Raw genomic sequence first — 22,146 nt, forward strand, 5'->3', positions numbered from 1 at the left:
TTGTGAGGATTGACGATGAGAATATTAGAGGAAATGAAAGCGCGCCGCCTGTTCTGCGACGGCGGCATGGGCAGCCTGCTTCAGGCCCAGGGCCTTAAGGCAGGGGAACTGCCGGAGCTGTGGAACCTGACGCACCCTGAGGTGCTCAGGGACATCCACAGACAGTACCTGGCAGCCGGGGCTGATATCATGACCACCAATACATTTGGTGCCAACAGACTTAAGTACAGGGATAACCTGGAGGAAATCGTGGCAGCGGCAGTGGGCCATGCCAGGACAGCGGTGGAGGAAGCAGGACACGGATATGTGGCGCTGGACCTGGGGCCCACGGGAAAGCTGCTTAAACCGCTGGGCGATTTGGAGTTTGAGGCAGCGGTCAGTCTTTATAAAGAGGTGGTGGCCGCGGGGGCAGAGGCAGGCGCCGACCTCATCCTGATTGAGACCATGAGCGACAGCTACGAACTAAAGGCGGCTGTGCTGGCTGCAAAGGAAGCAGGCATAAGCCCGGCGGACAAAAGTCCCCTTCCTGTGTTTGCCACGGTCATATTTGATGAAAAGGGAAAGCTTCTGACCGGGGGTGACGTGGAGTCCACGGTGGCCCTGCTGGAGGGGCTGAGGGTGGATGTCCTTGGCATTAACTGCGGACTTGGCCCTGTGCAGATGAAGGAAATCCTGAAGGACATCATGAGGGTGACCTCCCTTCCCGTTCTGGTAAACCCCAATGCGGGCCTTCCCAGAAGTGAAGGAGGCAGGACGGTCTATGATATTGATGAGAAGCAGTTTGCCCTGGCCATGGAGGAAATCGCGGCCATGGGGGCTGCCGTGGTGGGCGGGTGCTGCGGCACCACCCCGGCCCATATACGGGAAACCGTAAAACGCTGCAGGGATATCCCGGTAAGCCTTCCAATGCCTAAGAAGCGCACCGTTATTTCATCCTATGCCCGGGCAGCGGTGATTGGCGGGAAAACCATAATCATCGGGGAACGCATCAACCCCACGGGCAAATCAAGGTTCAAACAGGCCCTGAGGGACCATGACCTGGAATACATCCTCAGGGAAGGCGTAAGCCAGCAGGACAATGGTGCGGATGTGCTGGACGTGAACGTGGGCCTGCCGGGGATTGACGAACCGTCCATGATGGAGGAAGTGGTGAAGGAGCTTCAGAGCATCACAGACCTGCCCCTTCAGATTGACACATCGGATATCGGGGCCATGGAGCGGGCCATGCGGGCATATAATGGAAAGCCCCTGATCAACTCGGTCAATGGCAAGGAAGAGGTCATGGGCCAGGTATTTCCCCTGGTGGCAAAGTACGGCGGCGTGGTGGTGGGCCTGTGCCTGGATGAAGGCGGGATTCCGGAGACAGCCGGAGGGCGGATTGAAGTGGGGCGCAAAATCATAGATACAGCCGCCTCCTATGGCATCGGGGCCGAGGATATCATACTGGACGGCCTCTGCATGACGGTAAGCGCCGACAGCAAAGGCGCCCTGACCACCCTGGAAACGGTCCGGCGCATCCGGGATGAGCTGGGAAGCAAATCCGTCCTGGGGGTTTCCAACATTTCCTTCGGACTGCCCCAACGGGAAATCATCAATGCCGCATTCTTCACCATGGCCATGGAGGCCGGCTTAAACGCAGCCATCATCAATCCTAACTCAGAGGCAATGATGCGGGCATTCTACAGCTTCAACGCCCTGATGGACAGGGATGCCCAGTGCAGCCGGTATATCGGCGTATACGGCGGCCAGTCCGCAGGCCTGGGGCAGACCATAGGAAAATCCAGGTCTGTTTCTGCCGGTGAGGGCACGGACAGTTCCCTGGCAACGGCCATTGAGCGGGGGCTTAAGGACGCGGCCCATCAGGCGGTCAGCACACTTTTGGAGGAAAAGGACCCCCTTGGAATCATCAATGAGCAGATGATCCCGGCCCTGGACCGGGTGGGAAAGGGATTTGAAAAGGGAACCATCTTCCTTCCGCAGCTTCTCATGAGCGCGGAAGCAGCAAAAGCAGCCTTCGAGGTCATCAAGGCAAAGATGGACGCAAAGGGCCAGGTACAGGAGAAAAAGGGAACGATCGTACTTGCAACGGTGAAAGGCGATATCCATGACATTGGCAAGAATATTGTGAAGGTGCTGCTGGAGAACTACGGATATGAAGTACTGGACCTGGGCAAGGACGTGCCGCCGGAGCGGATTGTAGATGAGACCGTAAGGCGGAAGGTGCGGCTTGTGGGGCTCAGCGCCCTGATGACAACCACGGTCCCAAGCATGGAGGAGACCATCCGCAGGCTGAGGACAGCCGCACCCTGGGCCAAGGTCATGGTCGGAGGGGCAGTCCTCACCGAAGAATACGCCAGGACCATTGACGCGGACATGTACTGCCGGGACGCAATGGCCTCTGTCAACTATGCGGAGGGTATTTTTGTAAAATAAAATCAAAATCTGGGCAGCTCGCATGATATGGCTACGCAGCGGGTTACGGATACGGAACTTGGGACGGATTCCTTTTCGGGAGGCATTTCCCGGAAGGACACCATGTTCTTGCCGTGATTCTTGGCGTAATACAGTTCATCGTCAGCTGCCTTTATCATGCCGTTATATGTCTCCATGGAGGAGGGGACCGCGCTGGAGGCCCCCACGCTGATGGTGACATAGGGAGCCGTACGCCTGTCAGCGGACGGCAGTTTCAGGTCGGCCACGGCCTGGCGGAGGCGGTCGGCCGCATGGAGGGCGTCCTCTGGCTTGATTCCATACAGAAGGATCTGGAATTCCTCGCCCCCGAAACGGCAGATCAGATCCCTGCCCTGGTGGATGCGGGATGCCAGGGCCGCGGCCACCTTTTTCAGGCATTCGTCCCCGGCCATATGGCCGAAGGTGTCGTTGTACTGCTTGAAATAGTCGATGTCCACCATGATGACGGCGATGGGCACATAGAGTTGGATGGCAGCGGGGATCAGCTGTTCCAGCCGGATGGAAAAACCGCTGCGGTTAAGGACCTGGGTCAGGGGATCATTGTCAGCCCGGTCCTGGAGATATATCTGTTCGTTCCAGGCTTCCTTTAAAAGCCTCAGGTTGTTTCCCGTGATGCGGCAGCGCATCTGTGACAGGAACAGGCTGGTAAAGCTGTATAGGAACATGTTGGAGTACATGGCCACAGGCGCTTTCTGGGCAACAAAAGAAGGAAGGGCCAGCGCTCCGGTGGTGACAACGGCTGCCAGGGCTTCCTTATACGTATAGATAGGGCCTGCCGCCAGGTAGATATAGAACATGAGCACGCTTTCCGCACTCATCCTGCTTTTCAGGCAGAAGTAGTTCATGCACAGGCAGAATACGCTGAACATGATGGTAAAGGAATAGGTGTGGCACTGGAGCAGCTTCCTGGTCCGTCCGCTGCGTTCCAGCCCCAGCAGATAATCGCAGTAAAATATATTAAACACCATGTATAGGAGGAATATCACGATGGCGAAGCTTGTGGGGGAGATAAGCCGTTTTTTAATGTCCACGGCCCAGTAGCTGATCAGGTTGGCCAGCTCCATAAGGATGAGCAGGATGGAAAAATTCAATGTCTGGCTTATGTTCATGGTCTGGACCGTATCGAATATCTCCTGCGTATGGTTAAAGTGGTGGCCGGAGCTGAGAAATGGAAATGATGTACATACGTTTTTCTTGACGTTATTTAGCATAATGTAAAATCCCCTGTCATATAATAGTAACCGCCCGCAGCCTGCCTTGACATAGGGCCGGTTACATAATAGTAAAAATATATTCATACAGTGGGACAAATATAACTAAAAAATAATCGGATTTTGTCTCCTATTTTCTGGAAAATTCTCCAATGACTCCCTGACACAAGGAATCCTAATTGTGGTAATATAGTTTTGTAACAAAAAAGAAATATATTTGTAACAATTAGCAATAAGAAAGTGAGGACAAAACATGTTATCAATTTCAACAATGGCAGCAGCGGCCATGTTAGGCAATGTATGCGGCACCAATATGGCAAATATGAATCAGTACAACGCAGCGCTCTATGACAACTCTAACTGTACCCAGTCTGTCTGCTATCAGAATGGCGGCCAGGAGCTGGATACCATCTTAAGCCGGATGGGCGTAAGCACAGACGGCTCACAGTGCGGCCTGAATCCGGGCTGTGCGGGCGGTAACTGCACCGGCAATACATGCCAGGGCAGCAGCTGCAGCACCGGGTCCTGCAGCAACGGATTTTCCTACGGAATGGGCTTCTAAATCAGGCCATCCGTACATAACAGACATTCCTATATGATCATATTCCCTGAAAAAGCCCTGGAACCAAGTGTTCCGGGGCTTTTTGCGGGCGGAAGCGCAGGCAGTTTGGCAAAGCAGCAATAAGAAGGCATTTTCAGGCATAATATATACAGAAAATTAATTCCCATTTTGTATTCCATAGGGTACAATGGACCAGATAACGGAAAAGGAGCTTGAGAATGGATAGAGATAATCTGATAACGATATTAAAAGGAATGTGGATTGGCGGCACCATGACCGTGCCGGGTGTCAGCGGCGGTTCCATGGCAATGATACTGGGGGTGTATGACCGGCTGATCTCCTCGGTCAGCTCCTTTTTTAAGAATCCGGGAAAGAGCATGTCCTTCCTGGTGCGTTTCGTGCTGGGGGCAGGAGTGGGGATGGTGCTGTTTTCCAGGTTCATAAGCTTCCTGTTCACCACCAGGGCGGATGTGCCCCTCCGGTTTTTCTTCCTGGGGGCAGTGGCCGGAGGCGTGCCCATGATCTACAGGGAGGCTGGTATCAGGAAAATCAGCCTTGGCGCGGTTGCCTATCCTGTTATAGGGATTCTTGGGGTGGTCATCCTGGCCCTGCTTCCCACCGGGCTTTTTGCGCCGGACGGAAGCTTTGGCCCGGGCGCTGTCCTGATCCAGCTGGCAGGCGGCGTGATCATCGCGGTAGGACTGGTGCTGCCGGGAATCAGCGTGTCCCAGATGTTATATATGCTGGGAATCTATGAGGGCATCATAAAGAACATAAGCACCCTGAACATCCTGCCCCTGATTCCCCTGGGCGCAGGCGTGCTGGGCGGCATCTTCCTTACAACCAAGGTGCTGGAACGGCTGATGCAGCGCCATCCCCAGCCAACCTACCTCATCATCCTGGGATTTATGTTCGGTTCCCTTCCCGAACTGTTTCCGGGCGTGCCTCAGGGCATTGATATCGTGTATGGCGTGATTGCCGCGGCCCTGGGATTCGCGGCCCTGTATGTCATGGCCGGGAAGGAAGGTTAAATCTTAATCCGTCCTCTTATCGCCCCAGAAGAATATACCCACTGTGCCGGGACCTGTGTGGGAGCCAATCACGGTTCCTATTTCCGCCAGGAACGGTTTCTGGTCCAGATTGGGAAAGTTTTCCTCTATGAGGGATGCCACGGCCGCGGCATCCTCGGGGCAGGAGGAGTGGCAGATAAAACATCTGCCGGAATATCCGGTGCCGTCCAGCGCATGGACTTTCATCCGTTCGGCCAGTTCTTTTATTACCTTCTTCCTGCCCCGGAACTTGTCCCGGGGAATCAGCCTGCCCTCGTGATTGATGTTCATCAGCGGACATATGTTCAGCATGTTGCCGAAAAAGGCCGCTGAGGCCGATATCCTGCCGCCTCTTCTCAGGTGGCTTAAGTCGGTTGTGAAAAACCAGCCATGCAGCTGTAATTTATGTTCCTTTATCCAGGAAACCAGTTCTTCATAATCAGCGCCGGCCTGCATCCTTTCCCAGGCAGTATCCAGTAAAAGACCGTATCCCACGGATGCTGTCAGGGAGTCGATGACCTCGATGCGGCGTTCAGGATAACGCTCCGACATCTCGTCCCTGGCAATGACAGCGGAATTATACGTACCGGATATGCCGGTGGACAGGGTCAGGTGGATGATGTCTTTCCCTTCTTTTAATATGGGCTCAAACATGGCCTCATACTGTTCCGGGTTCACCTGGGACGTGGTGGGCATGGCGCCGTCACGGATTCTTTGATAAAATTCCTCAAGTGAAATGGATCTGCCTAAATCATCATCGTATTCTTTATCTTCCATCCTGAAATGGAAGCAGGCATAGGGGATACCCCGTTCTGCCAGGTAGTGCCCGGGCATGTCTGCAGTGGAACAACAGGTTATTACATAAGGGTTACTCATAATGTGCTCCTTTAAGTTTGTAAACTGCTGGTGTATTTGTTATGGAAGAAGTATAGCATGGGGACGGATGGGTGTCAAATGCATGCCTTGCCTGGGGAACGGAATATAGGGGTACTGGTCAAACAGAGGGAATTGTGCTATGATGTACTTTGTGCTGAAAACCGGAGTATATGAATGGAAAGGGATGGAAACCATAATGTATAAATGCTGTATTTTTGATTTGGACGGTACACTTGTTAATTCAATCCATGCAATCCAGAGGTCCGTGGACCTGTCCCTGGAAAAATGGGGGATGAGGAAGATTACGGTGGATGAGTGCCGTGTGTTTGTGGGCGATGGATATAAGAAGCTGCTGGAGCGCGCCCTGGCGGCCTGCGGGGACAGCAGCCTTGTACATTATGAGGAGGCAGTGGCCCTGTATCCGGAGATATTCAAAGGATGCTGTATGTACCGCGTAAAGGCGTATGACGGAATCACTAAACTGCTGGATTTCCTGAAGGAGAACCATATAAAAACAGCGGTGCTGTCCAATAAGCCCCACCCAAGGACCCTTGACAATGTGGAGGGCGTATTTGGAAAAGGCAGGTTTGACCTGGTCTACGGGGAGCGTGAGGACAAGGGAATCAAGAAGAAACCGGCTCCGGACGGCGTGTGGGCACTGATGGAGGAACTGGGAGTGGGCCGGGAAGAGGTGCTGTATCTGGGCGATACCAATACGGACATGCGCACTGGCAGGAACGCCCAGGTGGATACGGTGGGCGTTACCTGGGGCTTCAGGGACAGGGAGGAGCTGGAGGCGTTTCACCCAAAACTGATAGCAGACCACCCTATGGATGTGGTGCGGTTCATAAAGGATGTGAATGGAATTGGATAAAGGAAAAAATACGAAATTAAAAAGGATGGCCTGGCTGATGGCGCTTCTTGTGACAGCCGGGACCATCCTTGGCGCATGGGGGTGCGGCGTCAGGCCAGGGCCTGGGAGCGGTATCCATGAGGATAAGGGCCAGGATGGCGTGGATGACCGTCTGTGCGTTGTCACCACGATTTTCCCCTATTATGATTTTGTGCGGCAGATTGCAGGGGACAGGGTGAAACTGAAGCTGGTTGTCCCGGCCGGAATGGACAGCCATTCCTTTGAGCCCACGCCCGCGGACATGATTGCCATGCAGGAGGCGGACGTGCTGGTGCTCAACGGCGGGGAGATGGAACACTGGGTCGGACAGGTGCTGGACTCATTGGATACAAGCCACATGAAGATACTTACCATGATGGACTATGTGGACGCGGTGGAGGAAGAGCATGTGGAAGGCATGGAGGATGCCCATGAACATGGGGAGGGTGCCCATGGACACGTGGAGGATGCCCATGAAGACGTGAAGGATGCCCGTGGATATGGGGAAGATACCCATGTTTATGAGGACCATGAAGGCGTGCCGGAACTGCATGCGTACGATGACAGGGATGGGCATGAGATGGATATTGAGTATGATGAGCATATCTGGACCTCCCCTGTGAACGCCCAGGCCATTGTGAAAATCATCAGCCAGACCCTGATGGAAGCCGCGCCCGCGGACAGCAGCCGTTTCAAGGCCAATGCAGACGCCTATATTGAGGAGCTTAAGGAACTGGACGGACGGTTCCGGCAGGTGGTGGCACAGGGAAGGAACCATATGATTGTGGTTGCGGACAAGTTCCCGTTCCGTTACTTTGCAGACGAGTACGGACTTGCTTACAGGGCCGCGTTTTCCGGCTGCAGCACGGATACGGAGCCAAGCGCCAAGACCATCGCCTACCTGATAGACAAGGTGAAGGAGGAACAGATCCATGGGGTGTATTACCTGGAGCTGTCCAGCCACCGCACGGCGGAAATCATCAGCGAGGAGACCGGGGCGGTTCCCCTGCTTCTCCATTCCTGCCACAATGTGACAAGGAAACAGTTTGACGAAGGGGTTACCTACCTTCAGCTGATGAACCAGAATGTGGAGAACCTTAGGAAGGGCCTTGAGTAGCATCAGGCCGTATTGAAAAAAGATGAGGTATATGATGACACCTTTAATTAAATGTGAACATGTTGATTTTGGATACGATAACCAGGACGCGGTGGTGGATGTGGACATGGAAGTCAACCCCGGCGATTACCTGTGTATCGTAGGTGAAAATGGTTCAGGCAAGAGCACGCTCATGAAAGGCCTTCTGGGCCTGTTAAAGCCCACGGCAGGGCGGCTTACGGTATCCGATGAGCTGAAGGGGTCGGGAATCGGCTATCTGCCCCAGCAGACAGCTGCCCAGAGGGATTTTCCGGCCACGGTGCTGGAGGTGGTGTTAAGCGGATGCCTCAGCAGGCGGGGATGGAGGCCCTTTTATTCCAGGGCGGAAAAGGAAATTGCCGGAACCAACATGGAGAAGCTGGGCATCACCCCCCTTAAGGATTTATGCTACCGTGAACTGTCAGGAGGCCAGCAGCAGAGGGTGCTGATCGCCAGGGCCCTGTGCGCCACCACACAGCTGCTGATCCTGGATGAGCCCATTACAGGTCTGGACCCAACGGCAATCCAGGAGTTCTATGCCATGCTCCGGCGGCTGAACCGGGAAGACGGGGTAGCCATCCTTATGGTTTCCCATGATTTGAGGAATGCGGTGGAGGAGGCCAACAAAATCCTCCATTTACAGAAGCGGGTCATGTTCTACGGACCTGCCCACGACTATATGAACAGCAAGGCGGCAGGCCATTTCTTCCATGAGAAGGAACAGGGCAGGTGCAAGCCCACGGCCGGCTGCCATGTCCCAAAGCTCCACATGCATACGGCTGACGGGAAGGAGGAGAGACAATGAGTATTATCAGGGAAATGTTATCATACCCCTTCCTTGTAAGGGCGCTTGTGGGCGGGATGCTGGTATCCCTGTGCGCCTCCCTCCTTGGGGTGAGCCTGGTGTTGAAACGGTATTCCATGATTGGGGACGGGTTATCCCATGTATCCTTTGGCGCGTTATCCGTTGCCCTTGCCATGGGCTGGTCCCCTCTTAAGATATCCATTCCGGTGGTGGTCCTGGCGGCATTTTTCCTGCTGAGGATTACGGAGAACAGCAGGATAAAAAGCGATGCTGCCATTGCCCTCATATCCGCCAGCGCACTGGCCATCGGTATCATAGTCACCTCCCTGACCACCGGGCTGACCACGGATGTGAGCAGCTATATGTTCGGCAGCATCCTGGCTATGAGCCGTGAGGACGTGGTGCTGTCCGCCGTACTGTCGGTGGTGGTGCTTATCCTGTTCCTGGTGTGCTACAATAAGATATTCGCAGTCACCTTTGACGAGAATTTCGCAAAGGCAACCGGGGTCAATGTGGGCTTCTACAATGTGGTGATTGCCGTGCTCACGGCAGTGACCATTGTGCTGGGTATGCGTATGATGGGCGCCATGCTGATTTCCAGCCTGATCATTTTCCCCTGTCTTTCCTCCATGCGTGTGTTTAAAAGCTTTGGAAGCGTGGTGGTGTCCTCGGGTATATTGTCCGTCCTTTGCTTTATAATAGGAATGGCGGCCTCCTATCAGTTTTCAACGCCGGCCGGCGCCAGCGTTGTGGTGGTCAACCTTCTGGTATTCATCCTGTTCATGGCCTGGCAGTCCCTGGGGCGGCTCCGGAGTTAGGGCAGGAGGAGCCTGCCGGATGATATGATTTGCCCGGAATTTAGCCGATACCTGGCCGGATTGGGAATGTGCCCGGAATTTAGCCGGGAATTTAGCCGGGAATTTAGCCGGACTGGTCATTTGACGGTAGACATACCGTGAAACAAGTGATACAATGCAGTTCGTGGGAAGGATATCCATAAAATTGCCCTATTCCGCAAAAGGGTTAAGTGAGGGGAACATGAAAGAGAAGCTGTATGATTTAAAACAGAAGCATTTAAAAAAACATATATCACAGACACAATTCATCGCATATGGATTCTTCCTGATCATCATGACAGGAACCCTGCTGCTGATGCTGCCGGTATCCAGCCGGGACGGACAGGTGGAGCCCTTCCTCAACTGCCTGTTTACCGCCACCAGCGCCACCTGCGTGACCGGGCTGGTGGTGGCGGACACCTGGACCCAGTGGAGCCTCTTTGGTCAGGTGCTTTTGCTGATTATGATCCAGTTGGGCGGCCTGGGCTTTATCAGTATCGGTATATTCCTCTCCATTGTGCTGCGGCGCAAGATCGGGTTAAAGGAACGGGGCCTTATGGAAGAGAGCGTCAACACGCTGCAGATTGGCGGCATGGTGAAGCTGGCCAAACGGATTATCATAGGCACTGCCATTTTTGAGGGAACAGGCGCCATCATATTGTCCCTCCGTTTTATTCCGCAGTATGGCCTGTTCCAAGGCACCTGGTATGGCATATTCCATTCCATATCCGCGTTCTGTAATGCGGGGTTTGACCTGATGGGACATACGGAGCAGTACAGTTCCCTGTGTTCCTATGCCGGGGACTGGGTGGTGATTGGGACCATATCCACCCTGATCATCATTGGCGGTATCGGATTCATTGTGTGGGACGACCTGTACAGGAAAAGATGGGATTTCCGTCATTACCTGCTCCACACCAAGATTGTGCTGGTTACCACGGCCGTGCTGCTGGCAGGTGGAACCATCCTGTTTTATCTGATGGAGCGGGATAACATCCTGGTGGGGATGAACGGTTCCCAGAAGTTCCTGGCCTGCTTTTTCAGCGCGGTAACGCCGAGGACGGCCGGATTCAACAATGTGGATACGGCGGCCCTGACGGACGGAAGCAAATTCCTCTCAGCCATCCTGATGTTCATTGGCGGCAGCCCCGGCTCCACGGCCGGGGGCATCAAGACCAGCACGCTGGCCGTACTGCTGCTATATGTCCATTCCAATATCCGCCAGACCTATGGCGTGGAGATATTCGGCAGGAGGCTTCAGGATGAATCCATCCGGCAGTCAGCCTGCATCCTGACCATTAACCTGAGCCTGATGCTTACGGCAACCATCCTGATCATGGTGTTCCAGAACCTGCCTATGTCGGATGTGTTTTTTGAGACATGCTCGGCCATCGGCACCTCCGGCATGAGTACGGGCGTGACCAGAAGCCTGAATTCACTTTCCAGGATTGTCATCATCATCCTGATGTACTGCGGGCGTATCGGCAGCCTGTCCTTTGCGCTTGCATTCACCAGGTCCAGCCGCAAGCCGCACGTACAGCTGCCGGCTGAGCGGATTACCATTGGATAGATGGGTTTAAGAAAAAAGAGAGGGGTATCTTATACATGAAATCAATTCTTGTAATCGGAATCGGAAGGTTCGGGCAGCATCTGTGTGAGAATCTGGCAAAGCATGACAACCAAATCATGGCAGTGGATATATCGGAAGAAAAGCTGGAGCCTATCCTTCCCTATGTGGTCAGCGCCAAGATTGGTGACTGTACCAATGAAGCTGTGCTGAAAAGCCTTGGGGTTGGGAATTTTGATATCTGCTTCATCTGCATTGGAAATAATTTCCAAAACAGTCTGGAGGTCACCAGCATGATTAAGGAGATGGGGGCCAGGTTCGTTGTCAGCAAGGCAAACCGCAACATCCATGCCCGGCTTCTGCTGAAGAACGGGGCGGACCAGGTGGTTTATCCTGACCGGGACGTGGCGGAAAAGGCAGCGGTTCGCTACAGCGGCAACAATGTATTTGATTATACGGAGCTGGCTGACGGCATTTCCATTTTTGAAATCCGTCCCCTGGATTCCTGGGTGGGGAAATCCATCAAGGACCTGAATATCCGCCGGGTATACGGCATTTCCATCATTGCCCTTAAAAACAAGGGCGGGCATATGAAGTTCATGCCGGGCGCGGATTATGTGGTAGAGCGGGATATCCACCTGATGGTAATCGGCAATCAGGAGGATGCGGAGAAAATTGTGAAGAAGCTGAGCTGAACCATGGAGGGAAAAGCCTGGGGCACACGCCGGACCTGGACACCTATCTAAGGTGCTGGACCAAAGGCGTGTGCCCCAGGCTTTCTGTTTGATAAATATTATACAGGAAATAAAGTGGAAGGGGCAAAACCTTATTGCTGGTATAAGGTTTTTTTGGTATAATTATTCCATATTTAGAGCGGATACAGGCATACGGTTATATAAAATACATAATATTCGGGAGGGGTGTGCTGTGAAAAAACTGTCAATCGGACAGATGGCAAGGCTGAACGGTGTGTCGGAACAGGCGCTGCGCCTTTATGATAAGGAGGGCCTGTTTTCACCCCTGCACCGCGATGCGGAGAATGGCTACCGGTATTATGATATACGCCAAAGCGCGCAGCTGGATATGATCCAGCGCATGAAGGCCCTGGGGATGTCCCTTAAGGATATCAAGAAACAGTTAAAACATTTTGACCCTGACATGCTAAAGGATATCCTGTACCGCAACCTGGATGAGATTGACAAACGGTCAAGGGAACTGATGTACCAGAGAAAGGCCATTGAGCGCACGCTGGAAAGTTACGAGTGGTATGAGAATGCGCCGCCGGACGGCACCATTGTGCTGGAGTATATTCCGGGGCGCCTGACCTATATGACGGACTCCGGTGTGAATTTCTATGATTATGGGATTGACGTGTACGAACAGATCCTGCGCGATTTGAAGAAGAACCTGATTGCCAACCAGCTGTCCCCCATATATTTCTACAATGCGGGAACCATCATGAAGAAGGAGTCACTGGTCAAAGGGGAGTTCTGTTCCACCCAGATATTCGTGCTGGTGGATAAGGGGTTTGTGAAGGAAAGCCTGATAACTCCCATACCGGCCAGCACCTACCTGTGCATTTACTGCAACAGTTTTGACAAGGAGAAGGAATATATCGGCCGCCTTCTGGAGGAAATCCGGGAAAAGCGCTACAGGATCACAGGCGATTATATCTGTGAGGTGGTGGCGGAGGTACCTATGGACATGCAGGAGAGGGGCATGTTCCTCCGGCTTCAGATACCCGTCTCCCTGCGGGGAAATGCATAAAAAAAGCCCTTGACTCCATACCTTGTATAAGCCTTATACTTATATCAGGAACCATCAATGTATAAAGCAAAGATACAGGAAAGGGGTTAAAAAACATGATGAATTGCGAAAAAATCCGTGTGGTACAGTATGGCTGTGGAAAGATGGGCAAATATATCCTGCGCTATCTGTATGAAAAAGGTGCTGAAATCGTAGGCGCGATTGATGTGAATCCTGCCGTGGTGGGAATGGACGTGGGAGAGTTTGCGGGTCTGGGATTTAAGATCGGCGTGACGATCCGCGATGATGCAGATGCTGTTTTAGATGAATGTGACGCAGATATTGCAGTGGTAACCCTGTTCAGTTTTATGGAGGATGTATATCCCCAATTTGAAAAGTGCGTATCCAGGGGAATCAATGTGGTGACTACCTGTGAGGAGGCAATCTATCCGTGGACCACGGCAAGCGCCATTACCAATAAGCTGGATAAGCTGGCAAAAGATAATAACTGCACCATCGTAGGCGCAGGCATGCAGGATATTTACTGGGTAAACATGATTGGCTGTGTGGCGGGAGGCGTACACCGCATTGACCGGATTGAGGGAGCCACCAGCTACAATGTGGAGGATTACGGACTGGCCCTGGCAGAAGCCCATGGGGTTGGACTTACACCTGAGGAATTTGAGGCAAAGATTGCCCATCCCGAGACACTGGAGCCGTGTTATGTGTGGAATTCCAACGAGGCCCTGTGCAATAAGATGGGCTGGACCATTAAGTCCCAGACACAGAAGTGCGTTCCATATTTCTATGATTCAGACTTGTATTCCGAAACCATGGGGTATACCATACCCAAGGGCAACTGCATCGGCATGAGCGCGGTGGTGACCACCGAGACCTTCCAGGGGCCGGTGATTGAAACCCAGTGTATCGGCAAGGTTTATGGGCCGGATGACGGTGACTTATGCGACTGGAAGATCATCGGTGAGCCGGATACCACCTTCTTTGTCAAGAAACCGGCAACTGTGGAGCATACATGTGCAACCATTGTGAACCGCATCCCGACCATCCTCAATGCGCCGGCCGGATACATTACGGTTGAGAAGCTGGATGACGTGGAATATCTTTCCTATCCAATGCACATGTATCTGGATTTCTGATGGCTGGACAGGGACAAAACCGTAAAATCATGATATTTGCCTGATCTGAAGGTGTGTATCATTGTGCAATGAGACAGGGCAGATGAAGCTTTGAGTAAGCTTTATCTGTCCTGTCCGTGTGTATGGAATGGTACGGGAATGGCTCGGGAAGGTTTTTAAGTGTCCCTGTCATCGGTCCTGGGCTGGCTGGCCAACGCCATTGGGATGATTTCTTCCATGATAAGCGCCGTAAGGCGGCTGCTGTCAGGGGACAGGGATGCCGTGGCTGCGATGACCACATCCTTTTCCGGCGAGCAGAATATGATGTTGCCGCCATCGCCCATGGCAGCGTAGCCGCCCCCAAACAGCCACCACAGATATCCGTAGTTATTGGGGGTCATGGCGGTTGATTCACCTACCCAGGTTTCGGGGACAATCCGTGCCTGGCCCCAGAGGCCATGGTTCAGGTACAGATATCCAAAGCGGGCCATATCGCGGGGGGTCAGGGTAAGCCCCCAGCCGCCGGCACTGTTTCCAGCCGGGTCAGATACCCAGCCTTTTACATATCTTCCCTGGAAAAAGCCCATGGGGTTTGCGGCTGTTATTTTATAATCCGGAAGGGTTTTCATGCCGATTGGTCCAAACAGGTACTGGTTGGCAAACTCCCTTGCAGACATTCCCGTGGTCCGGGTTATGATGGCAGACAGCAGATGCGCGCCGGCCGTGGAGTACCGGAACGTCCCTGGCCCCATGGGACCGCCCAGCAGATCCAGGGCAAACCTGGCCCAGTCAGGACTCATGCACATTTCCTGAAACGGTTCATCATCACAGGCATAGGGCGCGGTCATGGTGAGCAGATGTTTTATGCGGATTTCACGCTTCCCAAGTTCATCAGGGCCAGGGTCATATTCAGGGAAAAATTCCAGTACGCCTTGATTGACGCTGTCTATGAATCCCTTGTCAAGTGCAATCCCAATCAGGGCAGACAGGATGCTTTTTGTGACAGACGCAACATGGACCGTATCATCGGGACCATAACCGTTATAATAATGTTCGTAGGCCAGATATCCATGGTGTACAATAACCAGTCCGCATAAATTCCAGTGCCGGCTGTCCAGGATTTGATTAAGCCCTGCAATCGTCTGCGCATCCATGTCCGGCCCTTCCGGGCCAAGGGTACGCCAGTTTTCCTTTGGCCAGTATTTGTTTTTCATTTTCAATCCTCCTGAGTCAATTATTTGATTGAATCTAAGAGGTGGCGCCATCTCATGGGTTCAGTATAGAGGAATCAATTTTTAATGTAAAGAAAATTTTTAAAATATGTGACGGGCACTGGCGGGGAAAGATAAAGGCGCCTATATCTTGACTTTATGTGGCTGATGTGCCAAAATAGTCAATTGACAGGTTATGATGATGCCCTGATCCGGAAAGATGGTACAGGGAGTCGGATATTCAGAAAGAAGGAAAGAGTAAAATGACGAAAATTGATATTATTTCCGGTTTTCTTGGTGCGGGGAAGACAACGTTCATCAAAAAGCTTTTGGAAGAGGCGATTGCCGGAGAACAGGTTGTACTGATTGAAAATGAATTTGGTGAGATTGGAATTGACGGAGGTTTCTTAAAGGATGCAGGCATTGAAATCCGCGAGATGAACTCCGGCTGTATCTGCTGTTCTCTGGTTGGGGATTTTGGCGCTTCCCTGGCAGAGGTCATCACTAAGTACAGACCGGAGCGTATTATCATTGAACCATCAGGCGTGGGCAAGCTGTCAGATGTGGTGAAGGCAGTGGTGGATGTATCCGCAGACATGGAAGTGGAGCTGAACAGTGCCGTGACCATTGTAGATGCTGCAAAGTGCAAGATGTATATGAAGAATTTCGGTGAGTTTTTCAATAACCAGATTGAAAATGCCGGCACCATTGTACTCAGCCGTACCGATATCACAGATGCTGCAAAGGTGCAGAAGGATGTGGACATGCTCCGTGAGAAGAACCGTGATGCAGTCATCATAACAACACCGCTGGCAGAACTGTCCGGGGCGCAGCTGCTTGAAATCATTGAGAAGCATGACACCATGCTGGATGACCTTCTGGCAGAGGTGCGGGAAAGCCGCCAGCATCACGATGGGGAATGCCATGAGCATCATCACCATGAAGGGGAAGAGTGCCATGGGCACCACCACGATGGGGAAGAATGCCATGAGCACCACCACGATGGGGAAGAGTGCCACGGGCACCATCACCATGAAGGGGAAGAGTGCCATGGGCACCACCACGATGGGGAAGAGTGCCATGAGCACCACCACGATGGGGAAGAGTGCCATGAGCACCATCACGATGGGGAATGCCATGAGCACCACCATGACGGGGAGGAATGCCATGACCATCACCACGGCCATGGATGCTGCGGCCATGACCATGACCACCATCATGCAGATGAGGTATTCACAAGCTGGGGCATGGAGACAATCGTCCCGGTAACCCATGACCAGCTGGAGGATATACTGAAACGGCTGGCTCATACGGAGGAATTCGGCCAGGTATTAAGGGCAAAGGGCATGCTGCCCACAGAGAATCCAGGGGAATGGCTGTACTTTGATCTGGTGCCTGAGCAGTATGAAATCCGTGAAGGAAGGCCTGATTATACCGGCAAGGTGTGTGTAATCGGCGCAAGCCTTGAAGAAGAAGCATTAAACAGCGTATTTGGAAGAAGCTGAGGATAAGATTATGGCATATGAGATTGAAGACGATATCATGCCGTTGTTTTTAATCAACGGTTTCCTGGAAGCAGGTAAGACCCAGTTCCTGGATTTTACCATGCAGCAGGACTATTTTAAGGCTGACGGCAAGACCCTCCTGATTGTGTGTGAGGAAGGGGATACGGAATATGATGAGAAAAAGCTTAAGAAGAACCGGACGGCTGTGGTATATGTGGATTCATTTGACAAGCTGACGCCCCAGTATCTGAATGAACTGGAGGTGGTATACCGCCCGGAACGCGTCCTCATGGAATGGAACGGCATGTGGAACCAGGATGAACTCAAGCTGCCGGACGACTGGACCATATACCAGCAGATAACCATCATAGACGGCTCCACCTTTGACCTTTACGTGCAGAACATGAAGCCCCTTTTAGGCGCCATGCTGCGCGGGTCTGAGCTTGTCATCATGAACCGGTGCGACGGCATCCCGGATGAGAAGCTGACAGCCTACCGCCGCACCATCCGGGCCATGAGCCGGGACAGCGAGATTGTGCTGGAAGATAAAGACGGGGAGATTGAACAGGCCACCCTGGAGGAGGACCTTCCCTATGACCTCAGCGCAAATGTGATTGAAATCAAACCAGAGGATTATGGCATCTGGTATATTGACTGTATGGACCAGCCGGAACGCTACAAGGACAAAGTGGTGGAATTTACCGCCATGGTGTTAAAGTCCCCTAAATTCCCCAAGGGGCAGTTCGTGCCCGGCCGTATGGCCATGACCTGCTGTGAAGCCGATATGACCTTCCTTGGCTTTATGTGCAAATGGGAAGGCGCAGAAGAGTACAAGACAAAGCAGTGGGTCAAGGTCCGTGCCAAAATCGGGATTGAGTACCAGAAGGATTACCACGGCGAAGGACCTGTGCTGTATGCAGAGAACGTGGAGCGGGCAAAAGAGATAAAGGATGTTGTACAGTTTTAACCGGTATTGCTTAAGACAGGATGAAGGGGCATGGATTCCATGCCCCTTTGGCGTACAGATATCAGGCACTGACCTTACTGCTATTTACCCAAGACCGTACGGATGCATCTGCCATCAGGTTGTTTTGTGATGGGAGGATTCTGAACGCCGGATTAAGGCATCCCGGTCCAGGATAAGATAGCCATATCCGTGTTTCTCCAATATTCCTTGTGCACAGAGCTGGTTTAAGAGCCGGAACATATGGCGGTAGCTCATTCCCACGGAACAGGAGACATCGGACAGGATGTCACTGAACATGTTGTTGTGGGATGTCTGCAGGATATAAGCACAAAGCCGCTCCTCCCCGGAGTACAGGGAGGAGGACACAAAACTGGCTGAGCTTCGCAGCAGTTTAAGGGCCAGTTCATTTCCAACCTTGTTTAAAAATGCGGTGTTGGATTTAAGGGCCGCGCTATGGATGCTGAGGGATATGGTGATACATTCAAAATCCGTGATTGCGGCTATGGTGGTTGTGGCGGTCTTCAGTCCGGTCATAAGTTCCAGGTCACCAATGATGCCCTCGGATATATAATAGCAGAGGACCAGGTTCCTGCCATTGGGGGCAGTGGAGCATATTTTGGCTTTGCCGCACACAATGATGCCAAGCCAGGTAAGGGGCATCCCTTCCCGGAGAAGGATTTCCCCGGCCTTATAAGACACGGTGCAGCAGGATTCAGGATACATATCCCCAAGGCCATATTCCAATAGCTTTTCCCTGTGTTTATCTGACATGGGCAGTTGTTTCATCTCATCATCTCCTCTGTTTCCATTATAACAGGTAAAGTCCCAAAATAGTAGGACAAATGTCCTATGCCCTGTTGAGGGAATACCGTTATAATCAGTGTATGAATCAGGACTGGAGGTGGAAGGATGTATGAAATGCTGGCCCTATTGACGGGTTTGATATTATCTGTCATGGTTTCGGTGAATGGGAACCTGTCGGGATCATTCGGCGTATTCCGGGCATCTGTCATCATACATGTGGTGGGTATCCTTTTTGCGTTCCTGCTGTGTACCGTGAGAAGGGAAAACAGGAAGCTGTCAGGACACGCGCCAGCCTGGATTTATCTGGGCGGTGTCATTGGCGCATTTACCACTGTGTTTAATAATCTGGCTTTTGGCCATATAAGCATGACCAGCATTGTGGCATTAGGGCTTTTGGGGCAGACCCTCATGTCCCTTGTGATTGACTGGCTCGGGCTGTTTGGGATGAAGAGGTGTCCGTTCTGCAGATACAGCCTGGTGGGGCTGGCGTTTTCCCTGACAGGGATTTTTATCATGCTGGATGCCACGGTTGGTCAGGCAGCCTGCGCTGTCTTACTGTCCCTGGGCGCAGGTGTCACGGTAGTCCTGTCAAGGACGGTCAATGCACGGCTGTCCGGAAAAGTGGGCGCGCTTCCGGGATCATTGGTCAATCATATGGCAGGTCTTCCGGTTACAGTGGTATTCTGCGTGCTGGCCGGGGAAACCATGCTGCCGGTATCCGGCAGCATGGTTTCCCATCCCTGGATATACACAGGCGGTATGATGGGCGTCATTGTGGTACTGCTGTGTAACCTTACGGTTCCCAGGCTTCCGGCCTTCCGGCTTACCATGCTCACATTCGTGGGTCAGATATTTACCGGCGTTATCCTGGATGTGGCGGCAGGAAAGGGCAGGCTGGACCCATCATTTGCAGGCGGATTGGTCATCGCGGCAGGAATTGCTGTCAATATGGGGCTGGAGAAAATCTCCGCTGCCAGGAAAAACATGAACTGAATACCTGGATATGGAACAGGCGTACGCGGGCATCATTGGCGTATGCCTGTTTTTGTGCGGAAAAAAGAAATGATTTAAATCCTTATCATTGGAATTTATGTAAGGTGGTGTTGGGGTAGGAGATTTTATTTGTGATGCGTTCCCCTGCCCGCTGTAACTCCGCAACCATCCGGTTCAGGTTTGACCGGAGCATTTCAGTGGAGCCTACCAGGCTGATGGTTGCCCGGAGCGTTCCCCTCAAATCAAAAATCGGCACCGCAATACTTCCAATGCCCACACTTAATTCACTTAACTCAACCGCATATCCCTGGCGGGTGATTTCTTTGATGCAGTTCCAAAGCTCTTCTTTTTTGGTAATGGTGTACTGGGTTAAAGCTTGTAAATCACTGTTTTCAATTAACTTCTTCTGCTCTTTGGGGGACATGTGTGCAATCAAAAGCTTGCCAGATGCAGAGGCGTGCAGAGGAAGGTTGGTGGCGGAGTTGGGCACATAGGCATAGGGACTCTGGGGAGGGACCACTGTCTCCAGGGTATAGATGTCGCTGTAGAAACTAATCTGCAGGCAGGTGGTTGCCTTGAATTTTTTGGCAATGTTCAGCATCTCCGCATAGGATGCATCACGGATGCTTTTAAGCTGAAACTCATAAAGCTGTGTGGACTTTGTATAGAACTGATATCCCAATGAATAAGTCCCGCGTTCCACGTCTTTTGCCAGATATCCGTTTAACACCAAGGTCTGGGCCAGTCCCCTGGCTGTGTTGATATTCAGCCCCAGCAGCTCCGTGATTTCTTTTAGCGTTATCCTGGAATTGGAATTGGCAACACAATTAATGATATCAAGTGCCCTCTGCACTGATTGGATTTTTTTAATATCCCCGTCCATTCTTAGAACCCCCTTCGTATGATATGCACAAAACATATTCTGATATTTTGAGTAAAATGTAAGAAAAAAAGCATTATCACGATAATATCGTTTATATCGTTGCATTATCGTTTATATATGCTATTATAATTAATAATCGTTGATATTTCAATATAAAACGGTGGAAAATATAAAATTAGAAGGGAGGACATATTTGGGAGGACGGATTCAGGGAAAAAGAGAAGGAAATGAAACACTTGTTTATATGACGTATTAAGGTGAATTTTGTATGAAAGGGATGGGTATTAGAATGAAGAGAAAAATGTATGCAAGAATATTGGCAGGTATAATGGCGCTTTTACTGTTAACCGGGTGCCAGGACACGTCGGGAACAAAAGCAGACAGCACGGCTGCCGGTTCCCCGTCGCCGGCAGCAGATACCTCGGCTGCCGGGGATAAGACAGAAGAAAAGGGACTTAAGGTTGCCCTTCTGATTAACGGTGTTTTAGGCGACCAGTCATATTATGATTCAGCGGCCGCCGGAATGGAAGCAATTAAGGAAAATTACGGGTGTGAGACAAAGATTGTTGAGATGGGAAGCGATGCGACAAAATACGAACCAACCATCACTGAATATTCTGAGTCCGGGGACTGGGACGTCATCATACTCTGTACCAACACATTAAAGGAAATCCTCCAGGAAATCGCACAGGATTATCCGGACCAGAAATACATATTATTTGGGGCAAGGGCTGATTATGAGAACTTCAATATGTCCAATGTGTATACCGTTGATTATCTTGCCAACGAAGGCGCCTATCTGGCCGGCGTAGTGGCAGCCGGACTGACAACCTCGGATGTAGAGGGGATGAATGAAGAAAAGGTAATCGGGTTTGTTGGGGGCCAGGATGTGACGGTAATCAATGATTTCCTGATTGGATTCATAGAGGGTGCAAAGTCCGTGGACAGTGACATCAAGGTCATAACCTCCTATGTAGGTGATTATGTTAATACCGGTAAGGGAAAAGAGCTTGCCCTGACACAGATACAGCAGGGCGCGGATGTTATCTTCCAGTGCGCCGGCGGCGCGGGGACCGGTGTGTTTGAAGCTGCTTCCGAGAAAGGGGTGCTTGCAATCGGCTGTGACGCGGACCAATATGAGGTGCTTAAGTCAATGGATGATCCGCTGGCGGATGTGATTGTGACTTCTGTCATGAAGCGCGTGGGGATATCCATTGAGCGTGCGGTTGGGATGGCGATTGACGGAACCCTTCCTTATGGTTCTTTTGAACTGGTAGGGGTAAAGGAAAATGTAACCGGGATAGCGGTGAATGATAATTATAAAGCCATTGTGCCGGATGCCATTGTGACCAGCGAGGAACAGGCTGAAAAGGCCATTGTGGATGGGACCATAAAGGTGTCAACCGCATTGGGAATGACGACGGAGGAAGTAAGCGGGATCCGTAATTCCGTAAAGCCGTGATTGCTGTAAGACATGAACCATTTTTCAGGAGAAG

At 51.9% G+C, this 22,146-nt stretch carries 20 protein-coding genes; 15 read left to right on the forward strand and 5 right to left on the reverse strand.

Annotation, left to right across the window (positions count from 1 at the left end; genetic code table 11):
• Positions 1 to 15: 15 nt before the first annotated feature.
• Complete coding sequence (locus tag DWX59_RS18970; RefSeq protein WP_117560782.1) at positions 16 to 2,433, forward strand: homocysteine S-methyltransferase family protein; 2,418 nt, start codon at positions 16 to 18, stop codon at positions 2,431 to 2,433.
• Positions 2,434 to 2,435: 2 nt separating this feature from the next.
• On the opposite strand, the gene DWX59_RS18975 is transcribed toward DWX59_RS18970, so the two are convergent.
• Positions 2,436 to 3,683 carry a GGDEF domain-containing protein gene (locus tag DWX59_RS18975; RefSeq protein WP_227115725.1) on the reverse strand — a complete coding sequence of 416 codons (1,248 nt, stop codon included), beginning with the start codon at positions 3,681 to 3,683 and terminating at the stop codon, positions 2,436 to 2,438.
• Between the two features lie 253 nt (positions 3,684 to 3,936).
• On the opposite strand from DWX59_RS18975, the gene DWX59_RS18980 reads away from it, so the two are divergent.
• Entirely contained in the window at positions 3,937 to 4,245 is a 309-nt protein-coding gene (locus DWX59_RS18980) for a hypothetical protein (protein WP_227115724.1), read from the forward strand.
• A 218-nt stretch (positions 4,246 to 4,463) separates the two neighbouring features.
• On the forward strand, positions 4,464 to 5,276 hold the full coding sequence (locus tag DWX59_RS18985) for a DUF368 domain-containing protein (RefSeq protein WP_117560783.1): 813 nt from the start codon (positions 4,464 to 4,466) through the stop codon (positions 5,274 to 5,276).
• 3 nt (positions 5,277 to 5,279) lie between these two features.
• Here the strand turns inward: DWX59_RS18985 and DWX59_RS18990 are convergent, their stop codons facing one another.
• Positions 5,280 to 6,170: a DegV family protein gene (locus DWX59_RS18990; protein ID WP_117560784.1), complete on the reverse strand. Its 891-nt coding sequence runs from the start codon at positions 6,168 to 6,170 to the stop codon at positions 5,280 to 5,282.
• 196 nt (positions 6,171 to 6,366) lie between these two features.
• Here DWX59_RS18990 and DWX59_RS18995 point away from each other — a divergent pair, with 196 nt between their 5' ends.
• The 8 genes from DWX59_RS18995 to DWX59_RS19030 all read left to right on the forward strand — a co-directional run bounded on the left by DWX59_RS18995 (position 6,367) and on the right by DWX59_RS19030 (position 14,308).
• On the forward strand, positions 6,367 to 7,044 hold the full coding sequence (locus DWX59_RS18995) for an HAD family hydrolase (RefSeq protein WP_117560887.1): 678 nt from the start codon (positions 6,367 to 6,369) through the stop codon (positions 7,042 to 7,044).
• Positions 7,031 to 8,179 carry a metal ABC transporter substrate-binding protein gene (locus DWX59_RS19000; RefSeq protein ID WP_330665759.1) on the forward strand — a complete coding sequence of 383 codons (1,149 nt, stop codon included), beginning with the start codon at positions 7,031 to 7,033 and terminating at the stop codon, positions 8,177 to 8,179. Before DWX59_RS18995 ends, DWX59_RS19000 begins: the two co-directional genes overlap by 14 nt.
• A gap of 34 nt (positions 8,180 to 8,213) precedes the next feature.
• Positions 8,214 to 9,002, forward strand: coding sequence for a metal ABC transporter ATP-binding protein (locus DWX59_RS19005; RefSeq protein ID WP_117560889.1), 789 nt, complete (start codon positions 8,214 to 8,216; stop codon positions 9,000 to 9,002).
• On the forward strand, positions 8,999 to 9,820 hold the full coding sequence (locus tag DWX59_RS19010) for a metal ABC transporter permease (RefSeq protein WP_117560785.1): 822 nt from the start codon (positions 8,999 to 9,001) through the stop codon (positions 9,818 to 9,820). The genes DWX59_RS19005 and DWX59_RS19010 overlap by 4 nt, the downstream gene beginning before the upstream one ends.
• Before the next feature lie 220 nt (positions 9,821 to 10,040).
• Positions 10,041 to 11,408 (forward strand): TrkH family potassium uptake protein, encoded by a 1,368-nt coding sequence (locus DWX59_RS19015; protein ID WP_117560890.1) that lies wholly within the window; start codon positions 10,041 to 10,043, stop codon positions 11,406 to 11,408.
• A 35-nt stretch (positions 11,409 to 11,443) separates the two neighbouring features.
• Complete coding sequence (locus DWX59_RS19020; RefSeq protein ID WP_117560786.1) at positions 11,444 to 12,100, forward strand: potassium channel family protein; 657 nt, start codon at positions 11,444 to 11,446, stop codon at positions 12,098 to 12,100.
• Between the two features lie 232 nt (positions 12,101 to 12,332).
• On the forward strand, positions 12,333 to 13,172 hold the full coding sequence (locus DWX59_RS19025) for a MerR family transcriptional regulator (protein ID WP_117560787.1): 840 nt from the start codon (positions 12,333 to 12,335) through the stop codon (positions 13,170 to 13,172).
• A gap of 95 nt (positions 13,173 to 13,267) precedes the next feature.
• Positions 13,268 to 14,308: an NAD(P)H-dependent amine dehydrogenase family protein gene (locus DWX59_RS19030; RefSeq protein WP_117560788.1), complete on the forward strand. Its 1,041-nt coding sequence runs from the start codon at positions 13,268 to 13,270 to the stop codon at positions 14,306 to 14,308.
• Between the two features lie 155 nt (positions 14,309 to 14,463).
• On the opposite strand, the gene DWX59_RS19035 is transcribed toward DWX59_RS19030, so the two are convergent.
• Entirely contained in the window at positions 14,464 to 15,501 is a 1,038-nt protein-coding gene (locus tag DWX59_RS19035) for a serine hydrolase domain-containing protein (RefSeq protein ID WP_117560789.1), read from the reverse strand.
• A gap of 260 nt (positions 15,502 to 15,761) precedes the next feature.
• On the opposite strand from DWX59_RS19035, the gene DWX59_RS19040 reads away from it, so the two are divergent.
• Together DWX59_RS19040 and DWX59_RS19045 are read left to right on the forward strand one after the other, a co-directional pair.
• On the forward strand, positions 15,762 to 17,003 hold the full coding sequence (locus DWX59_RS19040; protein ID WP_117560790.1) for a CobW family GTP-binding protein: 1,242 nt from the start codon (positions 15,762 to 15,764) through the stop codon (positions 17,001 to 17,003).
• 10 nt (positions 17,004 to 17,013) lie between these two features.
• Positions 17,014 to 17,970: a TIGR03943 family putative permease subunit gene (locus tag DWX59_RS19045; RefSeq protein ID WP_117560791.1), complete on the forward strand. Its 957-nt coding sequence runs from the start codon at positions 17,014 to 17,016 to the stop codon at positions 17,968 to 17,970.
• A gap of 114 nt (positions 17,971 to 18,084) precedes the next feature.
• Here the strand turns inward: DWX59_RS19045 and DWX59_RS19050 are convergent, their stop codons facing one another.
• The gene (locus DWX59_RS19050) at positions 18,085 to 18,741 is read right to left on the reverse strand and encodes a cyclic nucleotide-binding domain-containing protein (RefSeq protein WP_235845114.1); all 657 of its coding nucleotides are present in this window, start codon (positions 18,739 to 18,741) and stop codon (positions 18,085 to 18,087) included.
• 138 nt (positions 18,742 to 18,879) lie between these two features.
• Between DWX59_RS19050 and DWX59_RS19055 the strand changes: the two genes are divergently transcribed.
• Complete coding sequence (locus DWX59_RS19055; protein WP_117560793.1) at positions 18,880 to 19,767, forward strand: DMT family transporter; 888 nt, start codon at positions 18,880 to 18,882, stop codon at positions 19,765 to 19,767.
• Positions 19,768 to 19,852: 85 nt separating this feature from the next.
• On the opposite strand, the gene DWX59_RS19060 is transcribed toward DWX59_RS19055, so the two are convergent.
• Positions 19,853 to 20,650: an IclR family transcriptional regulator gene (locus DWX59_RS19060; protein WP_165641032.1), complete on the reverse strand. Its 798-nt coding sequence runs from the start codon at positions 20,648 to 20,650 to the stop codon at positions 19,853 to 19,855.
• Between the two features lie 289 nt (positions 20,651 to 20,939).
• On the opposite strand from DWX59_RS19060, the gene DWX59_RS19065 reads away from it, so the two are divergent.
• Positions 20,940 to 22,112, forward strand: coding sequence for a BMP family ABC transporter substrate-binding protein (locus DWX59_RS19065; RefSeq protein WP_166460268.1), 1,173 nt, complete (start codon positions 20,940 to 20,942; stop codon positions 22,110 to 22,112).
• Positions 22,113 to 22,146: the final 34 nt, after the last annotated feature.

The organism is Enterocloster aldenensis (assembly GCF_003434055.1).
Lineage (GTDB): Bacteria > Bacillota > Clostridia > Lachnospirales > Lachnospiraceae > Enterocloster > Enterocloster aldenensis.